The following is a 24,519-nucleotide window of genomic DNA, read 5'->3' as shown; positions in this document are numbered from 1 at the left end:
GTCCTGAACGCGTAGCTGAATCATCGCCCTGAAGGGAACTCCGCCTTGACCACCGCTCCAGCGAGTCGCCTCGACCGCGCGATCCGACTGTTCGAGTTTCTCGCCCGGGCGCAGCAGTCGGTGACGACGGCCCCGAGAACCGTGGACGGGTATGAGATCGCCTGGACCAGGGACATGCCCCGGCACCCGGCGGTGCACTTCGCGCACTGGGATGTGGCACCGGAGCCGGGTGCCGAGATCGGGCATATCGATCGTCTCGACCGGATGCGTCCGCCGGCGCCGAGTTCCGAGGTGGCCCGATGGCTGGAAGCCGGGTGTGACGACCCGGACGTCGTGCCGAAGCTCGCACTGGAGATCCCCGGCCCAGTGCCGGAAGGCGAGGAGGCCGAGCCGGAGGTGTTGCTTCTGGCCGATCATCCGCGGATCCCGCTGGCATATGAGCGGTGGTTGATCGGCTGGACGCAGTGGGCAGACCGGGAACGCGTCGAGAAGCCGGTGCGCGACGCCTACGGAGCCCTCTTCGCGATGCAGGCTGAAGCGGCCAGCAACCCGGAAGAGAAGGAGTTGGTGCTCGCCGTCGGCTGCCTGGTCTGGAAGCCGGCCGATCATCCCGTGGTGCGGCGGCATCTGATCACCGTTCCGGTGCGTATCGACCTGGATCCGGCCAGCGGCACGCTGCACCTGACCGCCGCCGAGACAGTCGATCCGCTCCGTCTCGAGCTCGACATGCTGGACTCTGGCCTGACCAGGTCGCGGCACATTAGCGAGGTCCGGGAACTGGCACGCACCTACGCGCATCACCCGCTCGATCTGGCGGCGATCGGCGAGGTGCTGCAACGGGTCGCGAACAGTCTCGACCCGGACGCGGTCTACACCGAGACGGAGAATCCTGGCCGGGCGGCGGCGCCCACCGCGGAGGTCACGCTGGCACCTGCCGTGGTGCTGCGCCGGCGCAATCACGGTCTGGTCGAGGTGCTGGAGCGGATTCGCGAGCAGCTGATCGACGCCGAAAGCGTGCCCGAAGGCGTCCTGCCGCTGGTCGACCCGGACCACCGGCCGCCGACGGTGGCCGATCCGGCACCGGGTGCGCTGGTGGCCGTGGACGACGAGGTCTACCTGCCGCTGCCGGTGAACGACCGGCAGTTGCAGATCGTGCAGCAGGTCGACCGGCACGCCCAGACCCTGGTGCAGGGTCCGCCGGGCACCGGTAAGACCCACACCGCGGCGGCGCTGCTCAGCCATCTGCTCGCACAGGGGAAGCGGGTGCTGGTCACCGCGCAGACGGACCGGGCGCTCAAGGAGGTGCGGGCGAAGTTGCCGGAGGCTATCCGGCCGTTGTCAGTGGCCGTGGTCGGCGCGTCCCGCGAGGACATGGCCGACCTGAAGGTCGCCGTCAACACCATCTCGCAGCGGGCGATCGACTTCGACGGCGATGAGTCCGCCCGGAAGATCCAGCACCATCTGGACGCCATCGACCGTTTGCGACGCAGCCGCAGCCTGCTGCACCGGCGGATCGTCGACGTGCGGTCAGCCGAGGTGACGAAGCACGAGCAGGGTCCTTACCGTGGGACGCTCGCGGCGATCGCCACGGCACACAATGCCGACGAGAAGCCGTTCGGATGGTTGCGGCCGTTGATCCCGGCCGAGCCCGCGCACCAGCTACCACTGGCAGCCGCAGAGATGATCGAGTGGCTGCGACTGCTGCGCGATGATCGGCTGTCGGCTGACGAGCCAGCGGCGCAGGAAGTTCTGGCCGACCCGGCAACGTTGCTGCCGCCGGCCGACTTCGCGGCAGCCGTAGCGGCCGAGAGCCAGGCCCGTGTCGATCATGAGGCGTTTCAGGGTGGCCGGGGGCACGCGGCCTTCGCCGCCGTTCGGGCCATGCCACCGGGCGACCGCACCGTTCTGCGGCAGCAACTGCATCGGCTCGCCGACACGGCCGACGACCTGGCGCGGCGCCGGGAGGTCTGGATGGCCGACGCCTTGGCCGATGTCGTCTCCGGCCGCGGCCAGGTCTGGTGGAACCGTGCCGCCCAACTGCATCAACTCACCCAGCAGGCGCAGCCGCACGTGCAGGTCCTCGGTTTCGCCTCGGTCAGCTCGACCGGTCCCGACCTGTCCCCATTGGTGGCCTTGGCGCGACACCTGCGGGAACATCTGAACGCCGGCGGCAAGATCAAGATTGCGGCGGACGGAACGCCTGTTCTCGGTGTGCTGGCCGCCAAACCGGTTAAGGCTGCCCGGGACCTCTTCACCCACGTACGCGTCGACGGAAACCCACCCACGTCCGTCGCCGCGATCGACTCCTTCCTCGCCTGGACGGAGGCCGGCCGGTTGCTGGCGGCTCTCGACCGGGCCTGGCCGGCCAGCGTTGTCATTCCGCCGGAGGACACCTTCGACGAACGGCTCACCTGGCACGTCACTGAACTTCACCAGTTGAATCGCGTTCTCGCTCTCGGGGCGGATCTCGCCCAGCAGGACCAGCGCCTCGCCGCATGGCGCCTTCCCCGCCCGGAATGGGCCGACCTCTCGGCCGTTCGATCCTATGCCGCGCTGGTCGATGCGGCCGCCACCGACGACCAGCTGCTCGTCATGCGGGCTGCCGTCGACGCCGCGGTGGAACCCGTCACCGGCCTGATCCACGACCCGGCCGTCTCGCCGGTGGTGCTTACTTTGGCGCAATCTGTCGCCAATCGTGATGTCGATGGGTACGCCGTCGCGGTGCACCGGCTCGCCCGGTTGGTCGAGGCGCGTGGGCAGGGGCAGTGCCGTGACCGGCTCGGAGCCCGGCTCCAGCAGGGGGCCGCCCGGGTTCATGAGGCGATCACCGCCCTTCCCGAGGACGACGTGTGGGATGACCGTCTCGCACGTTGGGAGCAGGCGTGGGCCTGGGCGGTCACCGGCGTGTGGCTCGGGAACCGGCAGGTCGCCGACCTCAACCGGCTTCAAGCCGAGATCAGTGAGGTCGAGCAGACGATCCGTCGCCACGTCGAGGAGTTGGCCGCTGAGCGGGCCTGGCGGCACGCCGCGTCTCCGTCGCGGATCAGCGGCTCCGCCCGGGCCAACCTGCAGCAGTACGGGCAACTCGTCCGTGGCCTGGGTAAAGGGACCGGCAAATATGCCCACCTGCGCCGGGCGGAGATCCGTCAGGCCATGGACCGCTGCCGGTCGTCGGTGCCGGTGTGGATCATGCCGATCTACCGGATCGCAGAGCAGCTGCAGGTCCAGCCCAACATGTTCGACGTGGTGGTCGTCGACGAGGCGTCCCAGGCCGGACTGGCCGCGACCTTCCTGCAGTACCTGGCTCCGAAGATCGTCGTGATCGGCGACGACAAGCAGGTCTCCCCGGCCGCGGTCGGCGTGGACCAGCAGCACCTGCGTGATCTCGCTTCCCAGTATCTGTACGACGACCCGTACCGGGCGTCGTGGCAGGACCCGAAGCGCAGCTTCTTCGACGAGGCCAAGATGCGCTTCACCGGCCTCATCGCGCTGACCGAGCACCGCCGCTGCGTTCCGGAGATCATCAACTTCTCCAACCGGATCGCGTACGAGCCGGAGAACATCCGACTCATCCCGGTTCGCCAGTACGGCGCCGACCGTCTCGAGCCGATCAAGCCGGTCTTCGTGGAGACCGGCTACGTGCGAGGGACGGCCGGCAAGGTGAATCCACCCGAGGCCGAGGCGATCGTCGAGCAGATCGTGGCGTGCGCGCAGGATCCCCGCTACGACGGCCTGACCTTCGGCGTCATCTCCTTGCAAGGCCCGCACCAGGCCAAACACATCCAGCGTCTGCTGCTGGAACAACTGGACCCGGCCGAATGGGAGCGCCGCGACCTGCGCTGCGGTGACTCAGCCGACTTCCAGGGCTCCGAGCGTGACGTGATGTTCCTGAGCATGGTCACGGCTGTGGAGCCCGGGACGCGTATCGGCGCGGCCACGAGTGACATGTACATGCAGCGGTACAACGTCGCCGCCTCCCGGGCCAAGGACCAGATGTGGATCTTCCACTCGGTCCGGCCCAGCGACCTGGGTAACCCGGAGGACCTGCGCCACCAGCTTCTGGACTATTGCTACGGCGTCTCCGCGCGTCCCACCGCCCACGAGGGCGTCGAACTACCCACCGACGTGCCCGAGGACCGGCGGGTCAGCCCGTTCGACTCGCTCTTCGAGCAGCGTGTCTACAACCGGCTGGTCGGCCGCGGATTCACCGTGGTGCCGCAGTACGAGGCGATCGGCTACTCGATCGACCTGGTGGTGGTCGGGCCGCACGGCCGGCTCGCCGTCGAATGTGATGGCGACGCCTGGCACGGACCGGACCGTTACGAGGCGGACATGGCACGCCAGCGGGAACTGGAACGCTGCGGTTGGGAGTTCTTCCGGATCCCCCAATCGGCCTTCGTGGTGGACGAGGCTTCCGTGCTGCGCGACCTGTGGGCCGCCCTGGAGCGACGCGGTATCCGCCCGTCCGACTGGTCTGAGCCTGCCGAGCCCGCTGCCCCGGTGGTCGCGCCGTCCAGGCCCGCCGATCAAGGTGAGCGGGCTGTCGCGAGTCGTCCGGCGGCTGTCGTGCCGCCGAGTGAGCCGGCACCGACAGCCCCGATCGCGCCTGCGCCGCTCCCGGCACGTCCCACCACACCAGCCGTTCCGAACGAGTCCGTGCCAGACAGTGAGCCGACGAGCACAACCGTTGCGGATGCCGAACCGCGGGTCGAGCCACAACGGGACTCCGTGCCGCCGGTGCCTCCGCTGCCGGTCGTGGAGACGCAGCGCCGCGCATCCGCACCGAGTAACCAGGAGGTCCAGCCAGGGGTGTGGCGTGTTCCCCGGCCGGACGGCAGTGGGGTCACAGAGGCTTCCACCTGGGTCGGGTCGTTCGTTCTCGAGCCGTACCGGACCTATCAGGGTGCGGCACCACGCCCGAACGATCCGGCCCCGTCGGGAATGCGGGAGGCGCTGCTCGCCATCGTCGAACGTGAAGGACCGATTCTCGGTGAGCGGCTGCAGAGTGCGTACGTCAGAGCCGCCGGCGGCCAGCGCGTCACCAGGGTGTCGGCGAGCGCCATCAACAAGGTCATCACCGCAGCGGTCCGCCGCGGACTGCTCATCCAGGACAACCCGCTGCGAGATCCCGGCATCCAGCCATGCACCTACCGGCTGCCGAGTCAGCCTCGGCTGCTGCTGCGGACCCTGGGCCCACGGGTCCTCGACGAGGTGCCACCCGCAGAGCTCGCCATGGTCATGGCTGTCCATGCGGGGCGACTCGGATGGGACAACCGTGAGGCCGTCTTCCGGGCAACGCTGGAAACCTACGGGCGCAGGTCGCTGACCGAGGTGGCGGCTACTCGGTTGAGCAGGGTCGAAAGCGTCGCCCGAAAGCTCGCAGCCGACCCGCGTAACTGAAACCATCGATCTGATGGCATCGGGAACGAGGGCCTCAAGTCCGCGTACCTGATGCCATCAGCGACTTAGGTTTCGGCATTCATTAGCAAGCTGATAACCCGGGTTATCGCGAATCTCGTCGATAGACTGTCAAATCCTGTGCTCTCCTGTTCCTACCGAACGGCAAGCGATGTTGTTCGATCGACAGGGGGACTTCGATGACTCTTCCGCAGAATCCTTATCCGTTTCCGCAGCCCGTGCCCCAGCCGAAGCGAGGCAAGCGCATCTTTGTGATCGCCGGAGCCGCGGCTTCCGTCATGGTCCTGCTGTGCTGCGGAGTGGGCATCGCCGCGATGAACGGTGAGGAAGAGCCTTCGAAGCTGGGGGCCGTCTCGGTGCCGAGTACCGAGCCGGTCAAGGCCACGGGGACGCCCGAGGAGCCGACGACCGCAGTCACGACGGAGCCGGTTGCGACCACGCCGGCCACCACCGAGCCCGCGGTCGCCAAGCCGCGGGTGATCAAGGGGCGTGGTGACGACGTGGTGGCCATCCCGCCGCTCACCGATCTGTCGGTGGTCGTCTTCGACTGCCGGTGCTCCAGCAACACCGTGCTCAAGAGCGACGGCCCGGAGTCGCTGCTGGTCAACGAGATCGGCGCCTACAGGGGCAAGCGGTGGATCAACCTCGAGGACGGGGCACAGACCACCCAGTTCGAGATCGAGGCGGCCGGCCGCTGGACGCTGACGATCGGGTCCGTCGACCAGCTCGCCACCAAAGCCGCCTCCGGTAAAGCGTCCGGCAAGGGCGATGACGTCGTCGTGCTCGGCGGCAACGCCACCAAGGCGAAGATCACCCACTCCAAGGGGTCGTCGAACTTCGTGATCCAGGCCTACTCACTCGAAACCGGTGAGGGCGGCCTGCTCGTCAACGAGATCGGTGGCTACTCCGGCACCCGGCCGCTGCAGGCACCCGCGCTGGTCGAGGTGACCGCCGACGGCAAGTGGACCATCTCGCCGTCCTGACCAGCTCGTTCCGCCAGATCCACCGCGTTCCACAGCTCCGCCCGCACCACTGACCGCAACACCGCTCTGCCGCGAACAGAGCATCAAACCGGCAGTAAACAGGGGGTCCTCATGGACGAGGCAATCACGCTCTACCACGAACTCGCCGACCGGCTGAGCGCTCACGGCGCAACCGGCCCGGAGACCGATCTGGTCCTCGCAGCCTTCCGGGGCGAGGAAACTCTTGCGGCCGTCATGCGCGGCGAGGCGCTGCCCGATGTGCCCGTCGGCTCGGCCGAGTCCGACGACGCGCCGGAGGTCTTTCTGGAGTCGGTGGAAGCCACCGGTTTCCGGGGAATCGGCCCGCACACCGCACTCCGGCTCAAGCCCGAACCGGGTCTGACTGTCATCGCCGGCCGTAACGGCTCCGCAAAGTCCAGCCTCGCCGAATCGATCGAGTACGGCCTCACCGAGGACTCGCCGCGTTGGTCGCAGCGCCCGGCCGTCTTCCGTGAGGGATGGCGAAACGTGCACTACACAGGCGAGCGCTCGATCACGGTGAAGCTGCGGTCCGCGTCGAGCGGGCAGCCGGTCGTCATCCGTCGCGCCTGGGGCGTCGGCGAGACAGACCTGGCCGCCTCGACGATGAGCGTGACCCGCAACGGCGCCACCGTGCCGCCGGAGGACCGGCCCGAGTGGCTGGGCCCGTCAGATCGGTTCCGTCCGTACCTCTCCGCCCGGGACCTGGAGCGGGTGATCGGCGCCAAACCCACTGAGCTGTACGACTCGATCGCGCCGATCCTCGGGCTGGCGCCGCTCTCCACCGCCAGCGCGCGGCTCCAGACGTTGCGCAAGGAGCGTGACGATCGGGTGGTCGCGCTGCGGGGTGCGTTCAACGATCTGCGTACCCGGCTCGAAGGTATGGACGACCCGCGAGCTGCTGAAGCCGTACGGCTGCTGGGGAAACAGGCTGCGCGGGCGAACCTGGCGGCGCTCGCCGACCTGGCTGCCGGAGAAACCGGTGGAGTCGACGCCCATGCGGCGTCAGCCGCGCGGCGGCTCGCCGAGCTGGAACTGCCGGAGGTCGGACACACCCTGCGCGAGCTGGCCAAGGCGCAGGAGTCGGTGCAGCAGCTCGCCCGGACCGAGACGGCCGTCGGGCATCGGGTGGCGGACCTGCTCTGGGGTGCCCTGGAGATGCACCGGGATCAGGGCGATCGGTCATGCCCGGTGTGTCAGGTCGGTGTCCTCGACAGCGCGTGGCGGGAAGGCGCCGAGCAGGAGGTCAGCCGGCTGCGCTCCGCCACCGCGACGGTGCGTGCCGCGACCGATCGATCGGGTGAGCTGCTGCGGCAGGCGCAGGGCGAGATCAACGACGTACGCCGGATGTTGGACCCGGTCGTGGCGGCTCTTGCCTCCGTACTGCCTGATCAGTGCTCCGCAACCGACCAGGCTCTGGAGGCACTGGGGGCCGACCAGGTTTCCTGGGAGGCCGTCTCAGTAGCCCACCAGCGGCTGAGTGCGGCTGCGGCCGAGTGGCTGGCCGGTCGGCATGACGCGTGGCAGGAACCCGGTGCCGCGATCCGCCGGTGGGTGGAGGACGCCCAGGTCGTCCGGGCCGAAGCCGACGAGCTGACGCTGCTGACCAAGGCCCGCAATGCCCTGACTGCGGTCGCCGACCGGATGCGGGACGACCGTTTCCAGGCGGCTGCCCAGCAGTCCCAGCGCATCTGGGATCTGCTGCGGCAGGAAAGTAACGTCGCGATGGGCGAGATCAAGCTCGGGGGCACCAACACCCGGCGACGGGTCGACATCTCGGTGGCCGTCGACGGCACGGACACCCCGGCGCTCGCCGTGATGAGCCAGGGCGAGCTGCACGCGTTCGGTCTGGCGCTGTTCCTGCCGCGGGCCTGCGCCGATGCGAGCCCGTACCGGTTTGCGGTGATCGACGACCCGGTGCAGAGCATGGACCCGAGCAAGGTCGACGGGTTCGCCGAGGTGTTGCGGGAGGTAGCGCGTACCCGGCAGGTCGTGGTGTTCACCCACGACGACCGCCTGCCCGAAGCGATCCGGCGACTCGGCATCGACGCCGACGTCCGCGAGGTGACCCGGCGGGAAGGCTCGGTCGTCGAAGTGCGCAAGAACCTGTGGCCTGCCAAGCGCTACCTGGAGGACGCCCGGGCGGTCGCTCGCGATAAGGAGATCCCGGAACAGGCGAGGCGGCTGATGGTCGCCGGGTTCTGCCGGTCCGCGCTCGAAGCAACGGCGATGGACCGCTATCGATCAGCGCAGTATGCGGCGGGCACGCCCTTGCGGGAGATCGACGCGGCCTTGGGTACGGCTCACAGCGTCCAGGACATGTTGACCCTCGGGCTGTTCGGTGATCCCCGTCGCCGCGGGGATCTCTACACCCAACTGAACCGTAGCCGAGTGCCGCGGGCCGTCGACACGGTGAAAGCCGTGGCGAGGGCGGTGCATGGGCACTGCGACATGGACAGCATCGACATGGTCGTTGCCAGCGAGGCGCTGGTGGCGAGGCTGTCATGAGCGACTGCCTGGAGACTGCCGACCGGCTGCTGACCACCGTCATCCGGGGCGCACGGGGATGCTGGCCGCGGGCCTGCGCCTGGCTGCTGCGGTACGAACTCGAAGCCGCCATGGATCGCTACTGGCAGCGGGCGTGTCCTGAGATCGGGCAGGCCCATGCCCAGCGGCACAAACTGCTCCTCCTCGGCCACTACGCCGGCGACGAGATCGGGCGGCGGGCCAGCTACCTGTGGTGGGCCCTGTCCCGGGCCGGTCACCACCACACCTACGAACTCGGCATCACCGCCACCGAACTGGCGCGGCTCCGTGCCGAACTGGTCGACGTCATCACGCTTCTCGACACACAGGAGGTCCGGTAATGCAGAAACGCGACTACGCCTTCGTCCTGCTCGGCGTCGAGGCGTTGGCCCTGGTAGGGGTGATCTACTACCTGGTGACGCTCGACTTCATGAGTCTCGCCTGGTCAGCTTCGATCGCCATCGCCCTCCCTGCCTGGGTACTGGCCGTGAAGGCTCCGACCACGTGCGGAGTGACCACCCAGAAAGGCGGGCGGTGCAGCCGCAAGGTCAACGGCGTGATCTTCGGCTGCAGCCAGTCGGAGCACGTGTGGGCGAAGTTCTTCGCCCGGTTCGGCTGGCACCGGCAGGCGGATCCGAACACACCCGGTGCGCGTGCCGGCAGGCTGCCGACCGGAGGCGACGGCGTCGAGGTGGTCACGGTGAAGATCGCCGAGGACGGGAAGAGCACGGCGGCGTTCTGGCTCGCGCTGACGGCGACACTGTGCGCCCTCACGAGCGCCACCGTCGATGTCACGAACTTTCTCCGTGACCGGCAGGAACCGAAACCACCGGCCGCTACGGCCACCCGATGATGGTGGGCTGCCGGATCGACTCCGGGCTTGTGCCGTTCTCAGGGGAATCCTGCTCGGATTCCTGACCCCGGGAATGATCACGGACGACGCGAAGCGCGGCGGCGAAATCGCTGCGCCCGGGGGCAGCCATCGGAAAGCGTCCGTAGCGTTGGCGGCGCGATTCGTACGCTCTCGTTTCGGTGGACGCGGTTCCGGACGTACGACGCCGCCCCGGGAAGCGCGTTTTGCCACCTTCCTTCCTCCACCGTAGTTCGTCGGTCCACCATGCGTAGGCCTCCCGTTCGAGCTGATGACGGAACTGACGTGCCAGGCCGATACCGTCGAGGGCGAGGTCCTCAGCGGCGTCTTTCAACGAGCGATTCGTGGTCTGGACGGTGTTGCCGTTGACCTGGACAAGGCCGACTTCCTGGAGCCGGCTCAGATGGGCGCGGACGGTCTTGGCTGTGTAGCCGGTCTGGCGGCTCAGGTCCTCGATGCTGTGGCTTCCTCGATGCATGGCCGCATGGGTTCGCGCTGCGTGGTGGCCGAGCCCTGCTCCTCGTGAGCTCCAGACATCAGATCGGTCGTGTTCCAGGACCGTGTGGAGTGCGCCCGGAAGAACCCTGGGGGCGGGTTCCCTTGTGTTCCACCCGCGTGCGAACCATGGGTCGTGATCGAAGCGGAGTTGTCGTCCGACGTTGCGGCCAGCCGCCAGATCGCCGCATCGCGTCCCGACGCCGCTGCGACGCAGACCAGCCAGGTATGCCCGAAGTTGTCGGGCTGTGAGAGACGGCTCAGGCTGCGGGAGACGGTCGCCGCTCCGAGACCCGCCAGTTCGGCGACCCGCCGGACACTCGCGCCCACCTGCGGTCGGCCGAGTTCCAATACAAGGAGGCACACGGCATCGAGGACCAAGCGATCAGCCGGACCGGCTTGGCCGGCCCAGCGGCTCGGCGCCACAGCGTCGGCCATCATCTGTACACCAGCGACCAGCTCGACGAGGTCCTCGCCCGGGGCGCCGGGAACGGTGCGGAACATTCGGACGGCTGCGTCGACGGCCTTGGCCCACTGACGGGTCAGCATCGCATTCACCGTCTCCCGCGAGCGGGATGGCCTGTCGTCGGCGCTTCGCGATGATCGGAGATGTTCCAAGCCGTGGACAGCGGGATCGCGGAGTAGGCGTGCGGCATCCTCAACGCTGTAACGTGCGAAGACGAGGCGAAGGAGACATCGCCAGGCGATCGGGTGGGCGTCCGTCCCAGCCGGAATGGGGTCGTACAGCAACTGGTGAGTCTCTGGGCTCAGCTCCCGGCGTGCTCCTGCGAACTTCGGCTGTCCGTTCTCCTCTATGACAAGGCGTCGCCGACGTTCGTCCGCCCTGTCATGCCGCTCGTCGCGGACCGGGCGATGAATCGCAGGTTTGCCGGCCACCAGGGCGTCCACCAGCGCGTCGAGGCGTTCCGAGGGATTGCCGCGGCGCAGCAGCGCGATAGCTGCGGAGTCCGACCACTCCGGCAGGAGCTCAGATCTTCCGCCCCGCCGGTGTGGTGCTCCGATGGGCCTCACGCATCCCGTCTTGGAGTTCTGCAGGCATCCGGGGTCGAGCGCGGTGATCACTCCAGAGAGCGTCGTGGACAGGTGATGGACACGTTCGGCGGGAAGCCCGGCGGGCCACGCTGACCAGATGTGCCGTCCGCCGCTGGGGCCGCTCGCGGCCACGACGTAGGCCACGCCGACGGCGCCGAGCAGCGCCCGAAGTCGTCGGCACGAGTCTTCGACGTCGCCGCGACCGGTGTCGAGGTCGAAGCACAGCAGGCGGTAGCGGCCGGCCCAGTCGGCGAGGTAGATGGCGTACGGGAGGCCCTCGTCGTCCGTTCCAACCTCGGATGTTTCGGCTGATTCGTACGAATGGTCACGTCGCCGATCCATGCGGATCGAGCGCCGCGGCGTGAGGCCACGCCATGCTCTCCACCACAGGGCTCCGTGATCAAGGGTCTCGGAGACGCCGGAGCGTCGAACCGGTGCCGCGTTCATCGCAGCAGCCAGGTGGGGCGAAAATCAGGCACCCGGCGGACCGTCCGGTGACCCCGGACACTGTCAAAGAGCCCTTGCGGCTATGTCGCGATCCGGCCGGCGTCCGTCGCGACTCCGATCCGGCAGCCGAGGCCTGGACGCTGGGGCCACCGATCGGGTGATGAGGATGACGGAACGCGCCGATGTCGGGACTCCGCGCTGTTACGGCCTCGATGCCGTAGGGAAGGATGGTCGGCATGTTGGTGGCTGGGGCCGCTTGGTCGGCAAAAGCAGACAGCCCGGAGGACACCGGCCGACAGCCATTGGCGGTGGAGGCGGTGACGGCCGCCCACGCGTCCGAGCTCGTGCCAGCGGTGATCACGACTACACCGCACGCTCGCTATCTGTCCCTGCACGCGCGCATGGCCGTCGAGGCGAGCCGGCGTGGGTGGTCGAGCGACGATCTACCCGCCTTTCGGCAACTCCTGCGACGTTGTGAGGTCATCCTGGCTGCGGTTTCCTTACGCCACGACGCCGTGGACAGGGAAGTCCATCAACGGCGCACTGGCAAGCGGAGACCGCACGGCGTGAACACGATCGCCCAGGCATTGGACGGCTCCGAATCGATCGATCTTGACGAACTGTCCCGCGCTTACAGCGTCGTTGCCAACGGTTTCTACGGGACTTACGGCGGTATCGAAACCGCGTTGGGATTGATCACTCCGGAGGTTCTCCCGGCACCGGGCCCTGCCGCCGAGCTGAAGCCCTGGGGGCGCTGGACCAAGCCATTGAACTCGCGCTGGGCGGTGACGTGCTGAGTATGGCGGACCTGGACGGCGCCGTCGGGGTCTGCCTGTGCCAGGTCAGCGCGAAGACGGATGGCGCCAGCTTGAGGCGGGCCTACTTAGGCACCGATGTACCCGACCCGGATCTGGCCGCTGCCCATCGAGCAAGCGCGGCTGTTCTTACCAGAGCCGTTCACGGTCAGCCGGTCGACGACAACATCGACCTCATGATGGACCGGTTGTGCTGCTTCACTTCCGACCTGCCGCAGATTCTGGGCGGATCGAACCTGGATCATGCCATGCGCTGGCGTGGGGCCTTGCTACGCAACTGGTCGGTCTGGGCCTGGCGGCTGCTGTGGGCGAACCTCGTCGCGCCGTTGAACGAGACGGGTACCCGCGAGGATGCGGTCGCGGTCTTCGTGGCGGGTCTTCCCAGCGTCCGGGTGCGGCAGGCGTTGCGGGATGATCTTCCTCCGACCGTGGACGGCAATGGTGGTTTGCAGCCGGTAGAACACGACCTGAACGACGAAGTCGGCCAGACCGGCGGCTGGTCTGTGCTGCAACTGTTGCGGTTGCTCGCTGTCGGCGCGCGCCGTGCCGACGAAGTCGACGGCTTGAGCCGGGAAGCGTTCCTGCGGTACGACCAGACCGGAATGGGGCCGGTGTGGTTTCGCGGTTGGATCGACGACCATGCCGATATTCCCCTGCCAGATGCCGCTCGATCGCTGGCGATTGCGATGTTCAACCGGGCAGAGAAGGTCAGCCGGGACAAAATGCAGTGGACCCGCACAGGGCTGCGAATGCCGACCCGGCTGCGTGTCGTCGGTGATCGGCTCCGGCTGGAAGGCCGCGAGGGAGACGCACCGGCGTCCCTGCGGCTGGACACCTTCGCCAGCGTCCTGCTCCAGCTCGGCGTACTCGATGTCTCGGACGACGGCATGACATGGAAGCAGGGTCCGTACGGAACCGAGTGGAGCCCAGGTTCATGACTGATGACCTGATCGGGGCGCCGCCGCCGCGGATCCTGCAGAAGCTGCCGATTGCGGACCCCGAGGAGATCCTGGTACTGACCTACACCAGCGACCTTCCGTTCTTCGAGGACGTGTGTGTACGGCAGGCTCGGGCCCGCGGCGCGCGCGTCACGATCGTCTACGACGCGGGTCACGTCGAGCCGGGATTCGCCGCTGGTGGCGGACCACTCACCGACTACGTGCCCGTACCAGTGCAGTGCCGGTCGGGCGGCGCGTTCCATCCCAAGTTGCTGGTCGCGGCATCCGCCGACGATGCTCTGATCTCGATCGGCTCAGGCAACGCCACCTCAGCGGGCTGGCATCACAACGCCGAGCTGTGGACGCATCTACGCATTGACGGTCCCACCATCCCGACGCTGGTGGAAGATCTCGCCGCATGGCTCCGCCGGCTCCCCGACCGGTTGTGGATGGAGCCGCTCGGCGCACAACGGCTGCACCGCGTCGCGGATCTGCTGACCACCCGCCCCAGTCGGCCGGAACCCGACGAACCATGGCTGATCACCAATGACCAGGTGCCGATCATGGACCAGCTACCGCTGCCGGATCATCCCGTCGACCGGCTGGGCGTGGCATCACCGTTCTTCGACCCACCTGCCGATGCCCTGACAACCCTGATCACCCGGCTACGGCCCGACAGTCTCGACGTCCTTCTCACCCGTGACGCCCAACTCGACTCCGGCCGCTTCGAGCGGGCGCTGGACCGTGTCGGCACTGTTCAGATCGCCCAGCCGAGGACATCGCGTTACCACCACGGCAAGGCGCTCGAATGGTGGTCCGGACCTGCCGGTGTCCTGGTCACCGGCAGCGCGAACTGCACCCGCGCCGCGTTGCTGCGGTCGATGGATGACGACCGTGGCAACTGTGAGCTGGCGCTCCTGCAGGAGATCGCCGAGTCGGTCGTCGACCTGGTCGACGCCGAGGAGAAGGATCTCGACGATCTGGTGCTCCGGGACCCGGACCGGAAAACCGATCCGACCCCCGCCATCCGGGTTCTGACCGCCCAGATCCTCACCGACCCCGACCGGATCGAGATCACCATCCTGGTGACCGCCGGTACGGCACCTGATCACTTGCTCATCGACGTCGCTGGCGAGACGCACACCGCAATCCACGCCGCGAACGACGACGCCATCCACACCTACCGTCTTGACCACAGTCCCGGCACCCTGTCCCGGTCCGTCACGGTCCGAGACGACAGCGGCGCTGCTCTTGGTGCCGCGCTCGTCACCGACGTACACAGCGCGTTGGCACGGGTTCGGCACCCATCGCCGCTGGAGCAGCAATCACTACCCGAACTGCTGGGTAGCGAGGAACAGATGTAAGCGCTGCGCGACGCGCTGCACAGACTCGCCGAGATCGTCCCTCCCCGCCCTGACGAGCAGAAGACATCGCTCAGTCGTCGGCGGCGCCGAGCGCGGGTGGAGGAGGACATCCGCCGCGCGGTCGGGTCCGGGCTGTTGAACCTGGCCCTGGGACGCGATCGCAACGAAGCCTCAGTTGGAGGTCCCGACGGCGATGAACTCAAAGGTGATGAAGGCGAGCCCGATCGCAAAGACCCGGAACAGTCGGCTTCGAAGAGCGTGACTCCTCCCCTGAGCGCGGCAGCCGCGTTTCAAGCCCAGACCGAGAACCAGCGGATGAGAGCGCGGGCGTGGTTCCGACGCCTCGTCGAGGAATCAGCCGAATGGCCGCTCGCGGCACAGTTGGCGTCGTATCGGAGCCTCTTGATCGCGGTTGGGGGTGGCCTCTGGCCATACCCTCAAGACTGGGTCTGGCTGGTTTGTGACGGCCTGGACAACCTGTGGGCAGCCGCAGAGGACGAGTCCCTCGCCGTTGAGCACGGCGCCCTGGCTGTCATCGGTCTGCTCGCCATTCGGCACGGGACGCTGTCCCAGTCGGATGATCCGGACCTGGCTGCCGGCTTCAAGGGTTTCCTGGCTGCCTTCCGTGATTGGCGGGACTGGGCACTCGATGTGAACCTCGAAACCATCGAGAGGTACGCCTACCAGCTCAGCGGCCACACGCTCGGCCCCAGGTTCACGGCGGTGAACATCCGAGCCGACCTTGAGTGGCTGTTGGCTCGCCGCGCAATCGATGATGCCCTCGATCAACTCGACGACATCAGTGACTCGGCGGACCTCACCACCGACGGTACGGTGGTCGTTCAGGTAAGAAAGAACCCGAAGCGAGCCGTGCTCCTCGTGCTCGATCGGCTTCGAGAGTTTCCGGACACCCACGTTATCGCCCACTTCAACAGCGAGGTTCACGGTTGGTGGAACGGAAGACGACTGCTGCTTGCCTGGCCGACCCCCACCGGCTGGCGTGCCTCGGTATGGCACAACCTGTTCACGGGCATCGTCGGCTACGCCGGAAGCAGTCCGTTGCCCGCTGCGTCGGAGAGCGCCGCCGTGACCGATCCGGCTGAAGCGTGGACCAAGTTCGGAAGCCGCTGAGATTCACTCGGCCGGAAAGAACAGCCACCGGAGCGGCAAGGTAGAGGACGACTCGATCTCCGTCCGGCCAGCCGTGCCTCCAGCCCTTGAACCCGGTTTATCACCCCGTCGGGTTCGGAGGACTGATTTGTGTCGTTCTCTCCGCCGAGATCACGGCGGAATGGGTGCCGATTTGGTCGGAATCGAGCACTTACGAGGGAACGGTCTCCGATCGAGGGAACGACATGTGATCTTCTGCCGTCGTCGCGGATGGCGTGACACCTGGAGACGAGTTCGCCGGGGCGCGGATTCCTTATCAGCATGGTGTCTGCAGACCGATCCACGTGCTCTGAACGCGGGATCGATCGATTATCCAGGCAGGATACGATCACCACCTTTGCGGATGCGATGTGATCCACCCGGAGCGTGAGTCATGACTGCCGACAGCACGATGGCGGCCGAGATCGCGACTGAGCAGGAGTACTTCGATCGCGCCGCGGGCGAACGCGAGCGCAGGCGCCGAGCGATCGCCGATATCCCGGGCGCCACTGCGAACAAGGGGGCGGCACAGCGCGCGGCCCGCTATGTCGAAGCTCGTCTTGCGTCGATGGCGGGCCCGCTGGATCAGGTCGCGATCGGCTGGATCGACACCGATCTCGGCGAGCGCCTCTATGTCGGTCACGAGCTCATCCGTGACGAGGCTTCCAGGCTTCTCGTCACCAGTTGGAAATCCCGGACAGCCGCGGCTTACTACAAGGCCAGGCCGGCTGATCCACTCGGTGTGCGCCGCAAACGGGTCTTCCGGTGTACCGGAAACCGGGTCGAGGGATTCGTAGACGCGGTGTTCGATGATGTCCCAGAGACCTCGGTCGACGCTGACGGCGCTTGGCTTCCGCAACTGGACGACGCGTTGCTGACCGAGTTGCAGGCCTCGCGCGCAGGTGAACTGCGGAGCATCATCGCGACTATCCAGGCGGCCCAGTATGAGGTGATCGAGGCCCCGCTGGACCAGTTGACGGTGATTCAAGGTGGTCCAGGCACAGGCAAGACCGCGATCGCGCTGCACAGGGTGTCCTGGCTGCTGTACAACCATGCCGAACTCGACGCTGAGGATGTGCTGGTCGTTGGGCCGAATAGCACGTTCGTCCGCTACATCGAGGATCTACTCCCCGATCTTGGGGATGACGTCACCCATCTGGCTATCGGTGACTTCCGCCCAGACATCCGTCCGAGGCCGCAGGTACGCGGGAGAGAGAGCGAGAACGTCGCCGCGCTCAAAGGCGACGTGCGGATGGCTGGGCTCCTGGCCTGGGCATTGATGCAGGGAGTCGAACGGCCTTCCGCGGTGAAGACGTGGGAGGCCCGGGTGAACGGTCGGACATACTCGTTCGACGGCGCAGGGCTCGTCGCGGCGGTCGACGACGCGTTGCAGGCCGGAACCTACCAGCAGGCGCGGCTCCGGTTGTGCGGCTGGTTCCGTACCGCGGGGTCCAGGAACGGCGCCTGGGCCGACGAACAGGATCCGATGACTCTGACCGGGCAGATCATGCCCGAGATGACGGCTGCGGCGTTGGTGCAGCGAGTGCTGAGCCGCGCGGACGAGTTGCAGGGTGTCAGCGCCGGTAACTTCACCGCCGAGGACCTGCGCCAGATGTGGCGTGAACCGCGACCCTCAGCCCAGGAACGCTGGACCTTGGCCGACATGTTCCTCCTCGACGAAGCGGAGGAACTGATCAACGGCTCCCCGCAGCGATACCGCCACATCGTGGTCGACGAGGTGCAGGATCTGTCACCGATGCAGCTGCGGGCCCTCGCGCGACGGTCTCACGGGTCGATGACGGTGGTGGGTGACATCGCGCAGTCGACGGGCCTGTGGTCACGTGACGACTGGGACGATCTGCTCTGCCACCTGCCGGATCGCCTGCCCGTTGGTTGGCACGAACTTCGTTACGGCTACCGAGTGCCCCGGCAGATCCACGAACTCGCGGCGAGTCTCGCGCCAGACGTCGCACCCGGTGTCGAACCGCCTCAACCGGTTCGGGAGGCCGATGAGGAGCCGTTCTGGTGTGAACTGGACGAGCAAGCCTTCGCCGAGCAACTGGCGAAACGGGTGGTTCACCACCTGGACGACGATCTGGGCGTGGGTGTCATCTGCCCCACGTCTCGGCGGCAAGCCGTCGAGGCCGCTTTGACCGATGCCCGCATCGACTGGGGTGACGCCGACCGCGCCGAACTCGACGCCGACACCACGGTGGTCAGCCCGGAGAACGCCAAGGGCCTGGAGTTCGACGTCACGGTAGTCGTCGACCCCACCGGCATCCTCAAGAACGACGACGGTAACCGCGGTGACAGGCTGCTGTACGTGGCCCTGACCCGAGCCACGCAGCGTCTCGACGTCATTGCCTTTGCTCCGCAACCAGCCGGCGTCACTCCGGAGAACTCGCCGCGTCGAGTGGAAGGCGGTGAGCAGGCTGAGATCGCAGAGACACCACCCACCGCGGTGTCCGTGGAACCGGTCACTGCGGCCGACGCCCTGCAGCGCCAGGTGGTCGGCCTCATGGTCGACGACCTCATGGGGAGGCTCAGCCTCATCGCCCCACACCTTTGGCAACCTGTCCTTGATGAGGTCGCCGCGAGATTGGGCAAGACAAAGTCGGACACTTCATCGAGCTGAGGAAGGGCGACCCGAATCACGCCCGTGGGTGGGTTGTCGGAACTCAGCCGAACCCTGGCTGACGCCCTCGGCATCGAGGGAGTGGGGGGTTCCCTCAGCGCTGGCGACGAGGGATTCCCTCAAGATTCCCTCAGCACTTCCCGCGCGAGGCGCAACTTAGCGCGATGAGCAGCCACTATCAAGCGCCCTACCAGTTCCCTCGTGATCTGTCAAACTCCCTGGTCAGCAAGTGTCCGCTTCCTTGACACGGAAGAGGTCACTGGTTCGATCCCAGTATCGCCCACCAAATATCCGCAGGTCAGAACACGCGAGTCAGGGTCCGGCCTCGCGGCAGAGGTGAATCGTCCCTCATCCTTGGCGAAAGTATGCTGCCGGGAGTCAGATCCGCACAGCAGTCCGTGCGTGCCGGGGCCAGCCTGGTCGTCTTCTTCCCCGTCGTGGCTCAGCTGCCCGGCCATCCGCGCCTCGGCCTGCTCGAACGCCGCGTTGAGAGCAGCGGTTCCTCGACGAGTCGTGACACGGCCTCGCCCAGCCGTTCAGCTTGTGCGATACCGGCCCGCACCGTCGTAGTTCGTGCGAACGCGCTGCCCGGTCCGGCCTGGCGGCGATCTCCCGCGCCGCGGCGCGCAGAGGTTCGTCGGTGAGCAGGCGGGTCAGGTCGGCCGCGGTGATGTCCTTCGCCCCGACGGCCAGGCCGGCGCCCCGCGCGGCGAGCGGCTCGGCGTTGTGCCGCCGGCGCCCGGCCCCGGGCGTGGCGAGCGGCAAGGATGCCCTTGCGGCGGAGCGGCGGCCACCAGGGTGCGCATGCTCGACATCTGCCACGGTCGCACCAGTTCCGGCCCGGGCCGGCCTCGATCCGCCGGACCGCCACGAGCGGCGAGGTCACGGTATCGAGCTTGATCGTCGCCCGGGAAGCACTATGTCCACAATGGATCGCGTCGCTTGCCCATTTCAGCGCACTGTCCGAGAACTACCAGCACCCCGTCAGCCCTGTGAGGTACCACCGATAGCCATTCCGACATTCGGGCGGGTACGGTACAGACTCCGTAGGCGGTGATCTTTCACCGTTCCGGTGATACCGAAGGCTGATTGGGGAGCAATCGATGCCCGAAGCAGGCCGCTGGATGAGCTGGTTGCGCCGGCGGCGGCCCGAGCAGGGCGAACCTGGCGTCGTACCGGATGACGAGCCGGCGGCGGAGTCGCCGCCGCAACCACCGCCGGTCGAGGGGGCCGATCCGTGGCGCCCGGTCGCCGGTGAGTTCGCGCTCCGGCTGCTCACCCTCACGTGGGAGGCCGTTCACCACATCGGGGAGGCCGAATTCCGCGAGCAGGACGCCGAACGACGCAAGATCCTGTTCCGGATCGATCACTCGGTGACCCGGGTGCGCCGCCTCGCGGAGAACCTGCGGGTGCTGACCGGCGAGCCGCTCGACGACCCGGATCAGCAGATCACCTCGCTGCAGGACGTCACGCACGCGGCGGGCGGCGCGGTCGAGCACTACGAGCGCCTGCACTTCGGCCCGATCGCCGACCTGGCGGTGTCCGCGGTGGCGGCGGACGACGTGATCCGGATCCTGACCGAGTTGATCGACAACGCCGACCGGTACTCGCCGCCCACCGAGCCGGTCACCGTCGCCGCGCACCTGACCGGCGACGGCGACGTGGTGATCCGGGTCGAGGACAACGGGATCGGCCTGAACCCGGCGCACCAGCCGTGGATCGAGAGCCTGCTGGAGCACGGCCCGGCCGCCGGCGAGCTGCAGCCCGCGCACCTGGGCCTCTCGGTGGCCGCCGTGCTCACCCACCGGCATCCGTCGCTGCGGGTGCGGCTGGTGCCGCGCCAGCCGCGGGGCACGGTGGCGATGCTGCTGATCGGCGCGGACCTGCTCTGCGAGGCGCCCCGCCCGGAGCCGGAGCCGGTCGTCACCGCTCCCGCGCCGCCGGCGGCGCGCAACCCCCAGAACGACGTGACCATGGTGCTCCCGGCGGTGCAGAAACCGATGCCCCGCCGGGTCCCGGCCAGCGTCCGCGGCAGCGACCCGCCGCCGGCTCCGGTCACCACCCAGGTCCACCAGACGGCCTGGCACGACGACGCCGCCGACTTCAACGCCGGAGTCGACGCGGCGCGAGCGAAAGTCCCCGGCCGGAGCGCCGCGGCCGCCAGCAGCACAGCGACCGCCGCGGCCCCCCGGCAAGAGCGCAACCGCCCCCAGCAAGAACCGAAGGACCGCAATGACTGAGCACCGGTACCCGCAAGACGATGCCCAACCGGACGTCTCCTGGCTGATCGGCCAGCTCGTCCGGGACGTGCCGACGATCACCGCGGTCGTCCTGGTCTCCGCAGACGGCCTGCAACTGGCTTCCTCCGGCCACCTGAGCCGGGAGCACGCGGAGAGCGTCGCCGCGCTCGCCGCCGGCTTCCTCGGCATCACCGGGCAGCTCGGCGGCCTGCTGCAGCTGGGCGCCCCGGAGAACCTGAGCATCCGCTACCCGCACGGCCATCTGGCCTTTCTGCGGATCGACGACCCGGCCGGCGAGTTCGTCGCGGCCCTGCTGGTGGCGGCGCAGCCGCAGACCCAGATCGGCCACCTGGGGTACGCCATGACCACGTTCAGCCAGGCCGTGGGCCACGCGCTGACCCCGGAGACCCGTCACGCGCTGCACCAGCGCACCCTGCCCGCACCGGCTCGCTGATCGGAGGCGCGCGATGGCCCGAAGGCCGGGGCTGCACTGGAAGGTGCGCCCGTACATGACCGCGCGGGGCCGGACCAGCAGCCGCAGTCCCTTGCTGATCCACACCCTGGTCTCCACCGGCAATCGGTACGACCCGGTGCTCGCCGCCAGCCTGACCCCGGCCTCCCGGTCGCTCTACGAGCAGGCTCGCCGGATGTGCTCGGTGGCCGAGCTGTCGGCGTCCTGCGGGCTGCCGCTCGGCCTGACCCGCCTGCTCATCGGCGACCTGCTCAAAATCGGTCAACTGGTCGTGCATGACGCCCGCCCCTCGCAAGATCTAGTACTCCTGGAGAGACTTCGTGCAGGGCTCCTCCGGCTCACCTGACATCGACGCACCCAAAGATCGGGAGATGTCCTCGGCGAAGATCGTGATCGCCGGGGGCTTCGGCGTGGGCAAGACGACATCGGTCGAGGCCATCTCGGAAATTCCGGCGATTCGCACCGAGTCCTGGATGACCGCCGCCGCCGCCCAGATCGACCGGCTCGACCCGGGCATCGACAAGGTCACCACCACCGTCGCGATGGACTTCGGTCGGGTGACCATCGACGATTCCCTTGTGCTCTATCTGTTCGGCACGCCGGGCCAGCCCCGGTTCTGGCCGATGTGGGACGACCTGGTCCGAGGCGCGGTCGGCGCCCTGGTCCTGGTCGACACCAACCACCTGGAGAACTCGTTCGCCGCGGTCAACTACTTCGAGAACGACGCGGACGTGCCCTGGATCGTGTGCGTGAACCTGTTCCACGGCGTGCAGACCCACGAGCTCTCCGAGGTACGGGAGGCGCTGACCCTGCCCCCGCACGTCCCGTTGATCGCCGCGGACATCCGCGATCCGCGCAACGTCGCGCACGCACTGCTGGCCGTGGTGAACCATGCGACCGAGCGCGCCACCGCCCTCGCCGGCACCGGCGTCGGCTAGTTGTACAGGAGGCACCACTTGCGCAAGATTCTGATCGTGGGGGCCGGTCAGGCCGGGCTCCAGCTCGCCCTCAGCCTGCGCGCCGAGGGCTACGAGGTCACCCTGATGTCGGCGCGCACCCCCGAGGAGATCCGGTCCGGCTGGCCCACCTCCACCCAGGCGATGTTCGACCTCTCGCTGCAGACCGAGCGGGCGTACGGCCTGAACCACTGGGAGAACGTGACCCCGCCGATCCAGGGTCTGCGGGCCCAGCTCTCCGTCGAGAAGGGACAGCTGGCGCTGGCCTTCAACGCGCCGCTGGACCGCCCGGCCCAGTCCACCGACCAGCGGATCAAGATGGCCCGCTGGCTGGAGGACGCCGAGGAGCGCGGCGTCGAGGTCGTCTACAACGCCGCCACCACCCAGGACCTGGACGCGATCACCCAGCTCGGCCGCTACGACCTGACAGTGGTGGCGGCCGGCAAGGGCGACCTGGTGGCGATGTTCGACCGTGACCCGGAGCGCTCGCCGTACACCGAACCGCAGCGTGGCCTGGCCGTCGCGTACGTGCACGGTCTGCGGCCGGACCCGGAGTGGCCGGAGCCGCACGTCGGCTTCCACGCCCTGCCCGGACTGGGGGAACTCTTCGTCATCCCGGGCCTGACCCACTCCGGCCCGTGCGACATCCTGTTCTGGGAGGCCATCCCGGGCGGCCCGCTGGACCGCTGGGCCGGCCACACCGGCCGGATGGCCCCGCAGCAGCACCTCGAGATCACCCTCGACCTGATCCGCGAGCACCTGCCCTGGGTCGCAGCCCGGGCCGGCGACGTCCAGCTCACGGATGCGAAGGCCACCCTGCACGGCCGCTACACCCCGACGGTGCGCCGCCCGGTCGCCCAGCTCCCGGGCGGTGGCCGGGTGCTCGGGCTCGCCGACGTGGTGATCGCCAACGACCCGATCACCGGCCAGGGCAGCAACACCGCGGCCAAGGCGGCCCACCACTACCTGCAGGCCATCCTGGCCCGCGGCGACCAGCCGTTCGACGAGCAGTGGATGACGGAGACGTTCGAGACGTTCTGGAGCGCACACGGCATGGCGGTGACCGGCTGGACCAACGGCATGCTGCAGCCGCTTCCCCCGCACGTGCAGCAGGTGCTCGGCGCCGCCACGGCGAACGAGCGGATCGCCCGCCGCTTCGCCTACGGCTTCGTCGACCCGAACGACCTCCTGAACTGGTTCGTCGACCCGGAGAAGGCCGCCGCCTACGTCGGCGAGGTGAGCGGCGCCTGAGATCAGGGCCCGGTGGGGGCGGCTTCTGGTTCGTGCTGGCCGGCGCGGTGCTGGTGATCACCGGTCCGGGCCTCTCGCTGTACTGGAGCGGGGCTGGCCGGCGCGTTTCGCCCGGTCCCGTCCATGATCGGCGGAATGCGTCGTAGCGGGCCGCACGTGGTCAGCCGTTCAATGATCCGGACCGGTCGAACGGATGGGGCGCCTCGATCCGTAGTCATGCGAGATTGGCGCGCGTGTTCGAGGAGGCCCCGATGATGGAAGACGCATTTCAGGCGTACACCGCCGGTCACGCCGACGGAGCGGCCGGCCGGCGGGACGCACGGCTGGCCGAGGATCCGGAGACCGGATCCGACTACCGGATCGGCGTGGTGGACGGCAGCGTGGCGGCGTTCCAGGCGGAGCTGATGGCCCAGGTGCGCCGCCTGCTGGACGAGTCGCACTGAAGCCGGCCCGCCGCTGACGAGGCCGGACGCTGGCGAAGGCACGCCGGGTGATCCGGGTCCGCGGCGCGTGGGCGGCACCCGCCGCCGCCCGGGGGCGGCCGAACGCGGTCGCCTCGGCAGGCAGTGGTGATCCGAATCCGCGGAGCCCGGGCGGCATCCGCCGCCGCCCGGGGGACGGCCGGCGCGGCCGAAGGGGGTCGGACCGCTGCGGGCGGGCGCGTGGACCCGGCAGCGCACCCCGCCCGCATGGCGGGATGGGGGACCCGCTGTGGCATCGGGTCGGGGGCTCGGCTAAGGTTTCATTCGTCGCCGGGGAGACCGGGCGGCAACGCGGACGTAGCGCAGCTGGTAGCGCATCACCTTGCCAAGGTGAGGGTCGCGGGTTCGAATCCCGTCGTCCGCTCGGAGTGGCTGTTGCGGTTCCACGTGGCACCGGCTGGCTCGG

Annotated in this window: 18 protein-coding genes and 1 tRNA gene; 17 read left to right on the top strand and 2 right to left on the bottom strand. The window is 68.3% G+C overall.

From position 1 onward, the window contains the following. The first annotated feature begins 45 nt into the window (after positions 1-45). From Asi03nite_RS34375 to Asi03nite_RS34355, 5 genes are all read left to right on the top strand, one after another. Entirely contained in the window at positions 46-5,400 is a 5,355-nt protein-coding gene (locus tag Asi03nite_RS34375; protein ID WP_203684689.1) for a PDDEXK-like endonuclease domain-containing protein, read from the top strand. A gap of 374 nt (positions 5,401-5,774) precedes the next feature. Beyond that, a complete protein-coding gene (locus Asi03nite_RS34370; protein ID WP_203684688.1) occupies positions 5,775-6,401 on the top strand; it encodes a hypothetical protein in 627 nt (208 codons plus the stop codon). Positions 6,402-6,512: 111 nt separating this feature from the next. Continuing rightward, positions 6,513-8,927, top strand: a complete 2,415-nt coding sequence (locus Asi03nite_RS34365) for an AAA family ATPase (protein WP_203684687.1) — start codon at positions 6,513-6,515, stop codon at positions 8,925-8,927. Further along, the gene (locus Asi03nite_RS34360) at positions 8,924-9,286 is read left to right on the top strand and encodes a hypothetical protein (protein WP_203684686.1); all 363 of its coding nucleotides are present in this window, start codon (positions 8,924-8,926) and stop codon (positions 9,284-9,286) included. Before Asi03nite_RS34365 ends, Asi03nite_RS34360 begins: the two co-directional genes overlap by 4 nt. Continuing rightward, entirely contained in the window at positions 9,286-9,798 is a 513-nt protein-coding gene (locus Asi03nite_RS34355) for a hypothetical protein (protein WP_203684685.1), read from the top strand. Before Asi03nite_RS34360 ends, Asi03nite_RS34355 begins: the two co-directional genes overlap by 1 nt. Here Asi03nite_RS34355 and Asi03nite_RS34350 read toward each other — a convergent pair. Both Asi03nite_RS34350 and Asi03nite_RS34345 read right to left on the bottom strand, forming a co-directional pair. Further along, entirely contained in the window at positions 9,782-10,294 is a 513-nt protein-coding gene (locus tag Asi03nite_RS34350) for a helix-turn-helix domain-containing protein (protein ID WP_203684684.1), read from the bottom strand. The genes Asi03nite_RS34355 and Asi03nite_RS34350 overlap by 17 nt on opposite strands. Further along, entirely contained in the window at positions 10,261-11,811 is a 1,551-nt protein-coding gene (locus Asi03nite_RS34345; RefSeq protein WP_203684683.1) for a hypothetical protein, read from the bottom strand. Before Asi03nite_RS34345 ends, Asi03nite_RS34350 begins: the two co-directional genes overlap by 34 nt. A gap of 236 nt (positions 11,812-12,047) precedes the next feature. Here Asi03nite_RS34345 and Asi03nite_RS34340 point away from each other — a divergent pair, with 236 nt between their 5' ends. The 12 genes from Asi03nite_RS34340 to Asi03nite_RS34285 all read left to right on the top strand — a co-directional run bounded on the left by Asi03nite_RS34340 (position 12,048) and on the right by Asi03nite_RS34285 (position 24,477). Continuing rightward, positions 12,048-12,608, top strand: coding sequence for a hypothetical protein (locus Asi03nite_RS34340; RefSeq protein WP_203684682.1), 561 nt, complete (start codon positions 12,048-12,050; stop codon positions 12,606-12,608). Between the two features lie 2 nt (positions 12,609-12,610). Beyond that, positions 12,611-13,564, top strand: a complete 954-nt coding sequence (locus tag Asi03nite_RS34335; RefSeq protein WP_203684681.1) for a hypothetical protein — start codon at positions 12,611-12,613, stop codon at positions 13,562-13,564. A 269-nt stretch (positions 13,565-13,833) separates the two neighbouring features. Further along, the gene (locus Asi03nite_RS34330; protein ID WP_203684680.1) at positions 13,834-14,928 is read left to right on the top strand and encodes a phospholipase D-like domain-containing protein; all 1,095 of its coding nucleotides are present in this window, start codon (positions 13,834-13,836) and stop codon (positions 14,926-14,928) included. Between the two features lie 96 nt (positions 14,929-15,024). Continuing rightward, on the top strand, positions 15,025-16,059 hold the full coding sequence (locus Asi03nite_RS34325; protein WP_203684679.1) for a hypothetical protein: 1,035 nt from the start codon (positions 15,025-15,027) through the stop codon (positions 16,057-16,059). 412 nt (positions 16,060-16,471) lie between these two features. Beyond that, complete coding sequence (locus tag Asi03nite_RS34320; protein WP_203684678.1) at positions 16,472-18,712, top strand: HelD family protein; 2,241 nt, start codon at positions 16,472-16,474, stop codon at positions 18,710-18,712. A 1,103-nt stretch (positions 18,713-19,815) separates the two neighbouring features. Beyond that, entirely contained in the window at positions 19,816-20,952 is a 1,137-nt protein-coding gene (locus tag Asi03nite_RS34315; RefSeq protein WP_203684677.1) for a sensor histidine kinase, read from the top strand. Continuing rightward, positions 20,945-21,406, top strand: coding sequence for a roadblock/LC7 domain-containing protein (locus tag Asi03nite_RS34310; protein ID WP_203684676.1), 462 nt, complete (start codon positions 20,945-20,947; stop codon positions 21,404-21,406). Before Asi03nite_RS34315 ends, Asi03nite_RS34310 begins: the two co-directional genes overlap by 8 nt. Positions 21,407-21,419: 13 nt before the next feature. Beyond that, a complete protein-coding gene (locus Asi03nite_RS34305; protein ID WP_203684675.1) occupies positions 21,420-21,770 on the top strand; it encodes a DUF742 domain-containing protein in 351 nt (116 codons plus the stop codon). A gap of 25 nt (positions 21,771-21,795) precedes the next feature. After that, positions 21,796-22,362, top strand: coding sequence for a GTP-binding protein (locus tag Asi03nite_RS34300; RefSeq protein WP_203684674.1), 567 nt, complete (start codon positions 21,796-21,798; stop codon positions 22,360-22,362). An 18-nt stretch (positions 22,363-22,380) separates the two neighbouring features. Next, positions 22,381-23,631 (top strand): styrene monooxygenase/indole monooxygenase family protein, encoded by a 1,251-nt coding sequence (locus tag Asi03nite_RS34295; protein WP_203684673.1) that lies wholly within the window; start codon positions 22,381-22,383, stop codon positions 23,629-23,631. A 251-nt stretch (positions 23,632-23,882) separates the two neighbouring features. After that, a complete protein-coding gene (locus tag Asi03nite_RS34290) occupies positions 23,883-24,074 on the top strand; it encodes a hypothetical protein (protein ID WP_239103133.1) in 192 nt (63 codons plus the stop codon). 330 nt (positions 24,075-24,404) lie between these two features. Further along, a tRNA-Gly gene (locus Asi03nite_RS34285) sits at positions 24,405-24,477 on the top strand. Positions 24,478-24,519 lie beyond the last annotated feature (42 nt).

Origin of the sequence: Actinoplanes siamensis (assembly GCF_016862395.1) — a bacterium.
GTDB classification, from domain to species: Bacteria; Actinomycetota; Actinomycetes; order Mycobacteriales; family Micromonosporaceae; genus Actinoplanes; species Actinoplanes siamensis.
Note: the sequence above shows the minus strand (reverse complement) of the source record. Positions and strands in the feature narration are given on the sequence as shown.

What these genes read in the sequence shown, in the direction of transcription:
- Asi03nite_RS34365 (WP_203684687.1), top strand. Translation starts at nt 6,513, where the DNA reads ATGGACGAGGCAATCACGCTCTACCACGAACTCGCCGACCGGCTGAGC.
- Asi03nite_RS34360 (WP_203684686.1), top strand. Translation starts at nt 8,924, where the DNA reads ATGAGCGACTGCCTGGAGACTGCCGACCGGCTGCTGACCACCGTCATC.
- Asi03nite_RS34355 (WP_203684685.1), top strand. Translation starts at nt 9,286, where the DNA reads ATGCAGAAACGCGACTACGCCTTCGTCCTGCTCGGCGTCGAGGCGTTG.
- Asi03nite_RS34350 (WP_203684684.1), bottom strand. Translation starts at nt 10,294, where the DNA reads ATGCATCGAGGAAGCCACAGCATCGAGGACCTGAGCCGCCAGACCGGC.
- Asi03nite_RS34345 (WP_203684683.1), bottom strand. Translation starts at nt 11,811, where the DNA reads ATGAACGCGGCACCGGTTCGACGCTCCGGCGTCTCCGAGACCCTTGAT.
- Asi03nite_RS34340 (WP_203684682.1), top strand. Translation starts at nt 12,048, where the DNA reads ATGTTGGTGGCTGGGGCCGCTTGGTCGGCAAAAGCAGACAGCCCGGAG.
- Asi03nite_RS34335 (WP_203684681.1), top strand. Translation starts at nt 12,611, where the DNA reads ATGGCGGACCTGGACGGCGCCGTCGGGGTCTGCCTGTGCCAGGTCAGC.
- Asi03nite_RS34320 (WP_203684678.1), top strand. Translation starts at nt 16,472, where the DNA reads ATGACTGCCGACAGCACGATGGCGGCCGAGATCGCGACTGAGCAGGAG.
- Asi03nite_RS34315 (WP_203684677.1), top strand. Translation starts at nt 19,816, where the DNA reads ATGCCCGAAGCAGGCCGCTGGATGAGCTGGTTGCGCCGGCGGCGGCCC.
- Asi03nite_RS34310 (WP_203684676.1), top strand. Translation starts at nt 20,945, where the DNA reads ATGACTGAGCACCGGTACCCGCAAGACGATGCCCAACCGGACGTCTCC.
- Asi03nite_RS34305 (WP_203684675.1), top strand. Translation starts at nt 21,420, where the DNA reads ATGGCCCGAAGGCCGGGGCTGCACTGGAAGGTGCGCCCGTACATGACC.
- Asi03nite_RS34300 (WP_203684674.1), top strand. Translation starts at nt 21,796, where the DNA reads ATGTCCTCGGCGAAGATCGTGATCGCCGGGGGCTTCGGCGTGGGCAAG.
- Asi03nite_RS34290 (WP_239103133.1), top strand. Translation starts at nt 23,883, where the DNA reads ATGATGGAAGACGCATTTCAGGCGTACACCGCCGGTCACGCCGACGGA.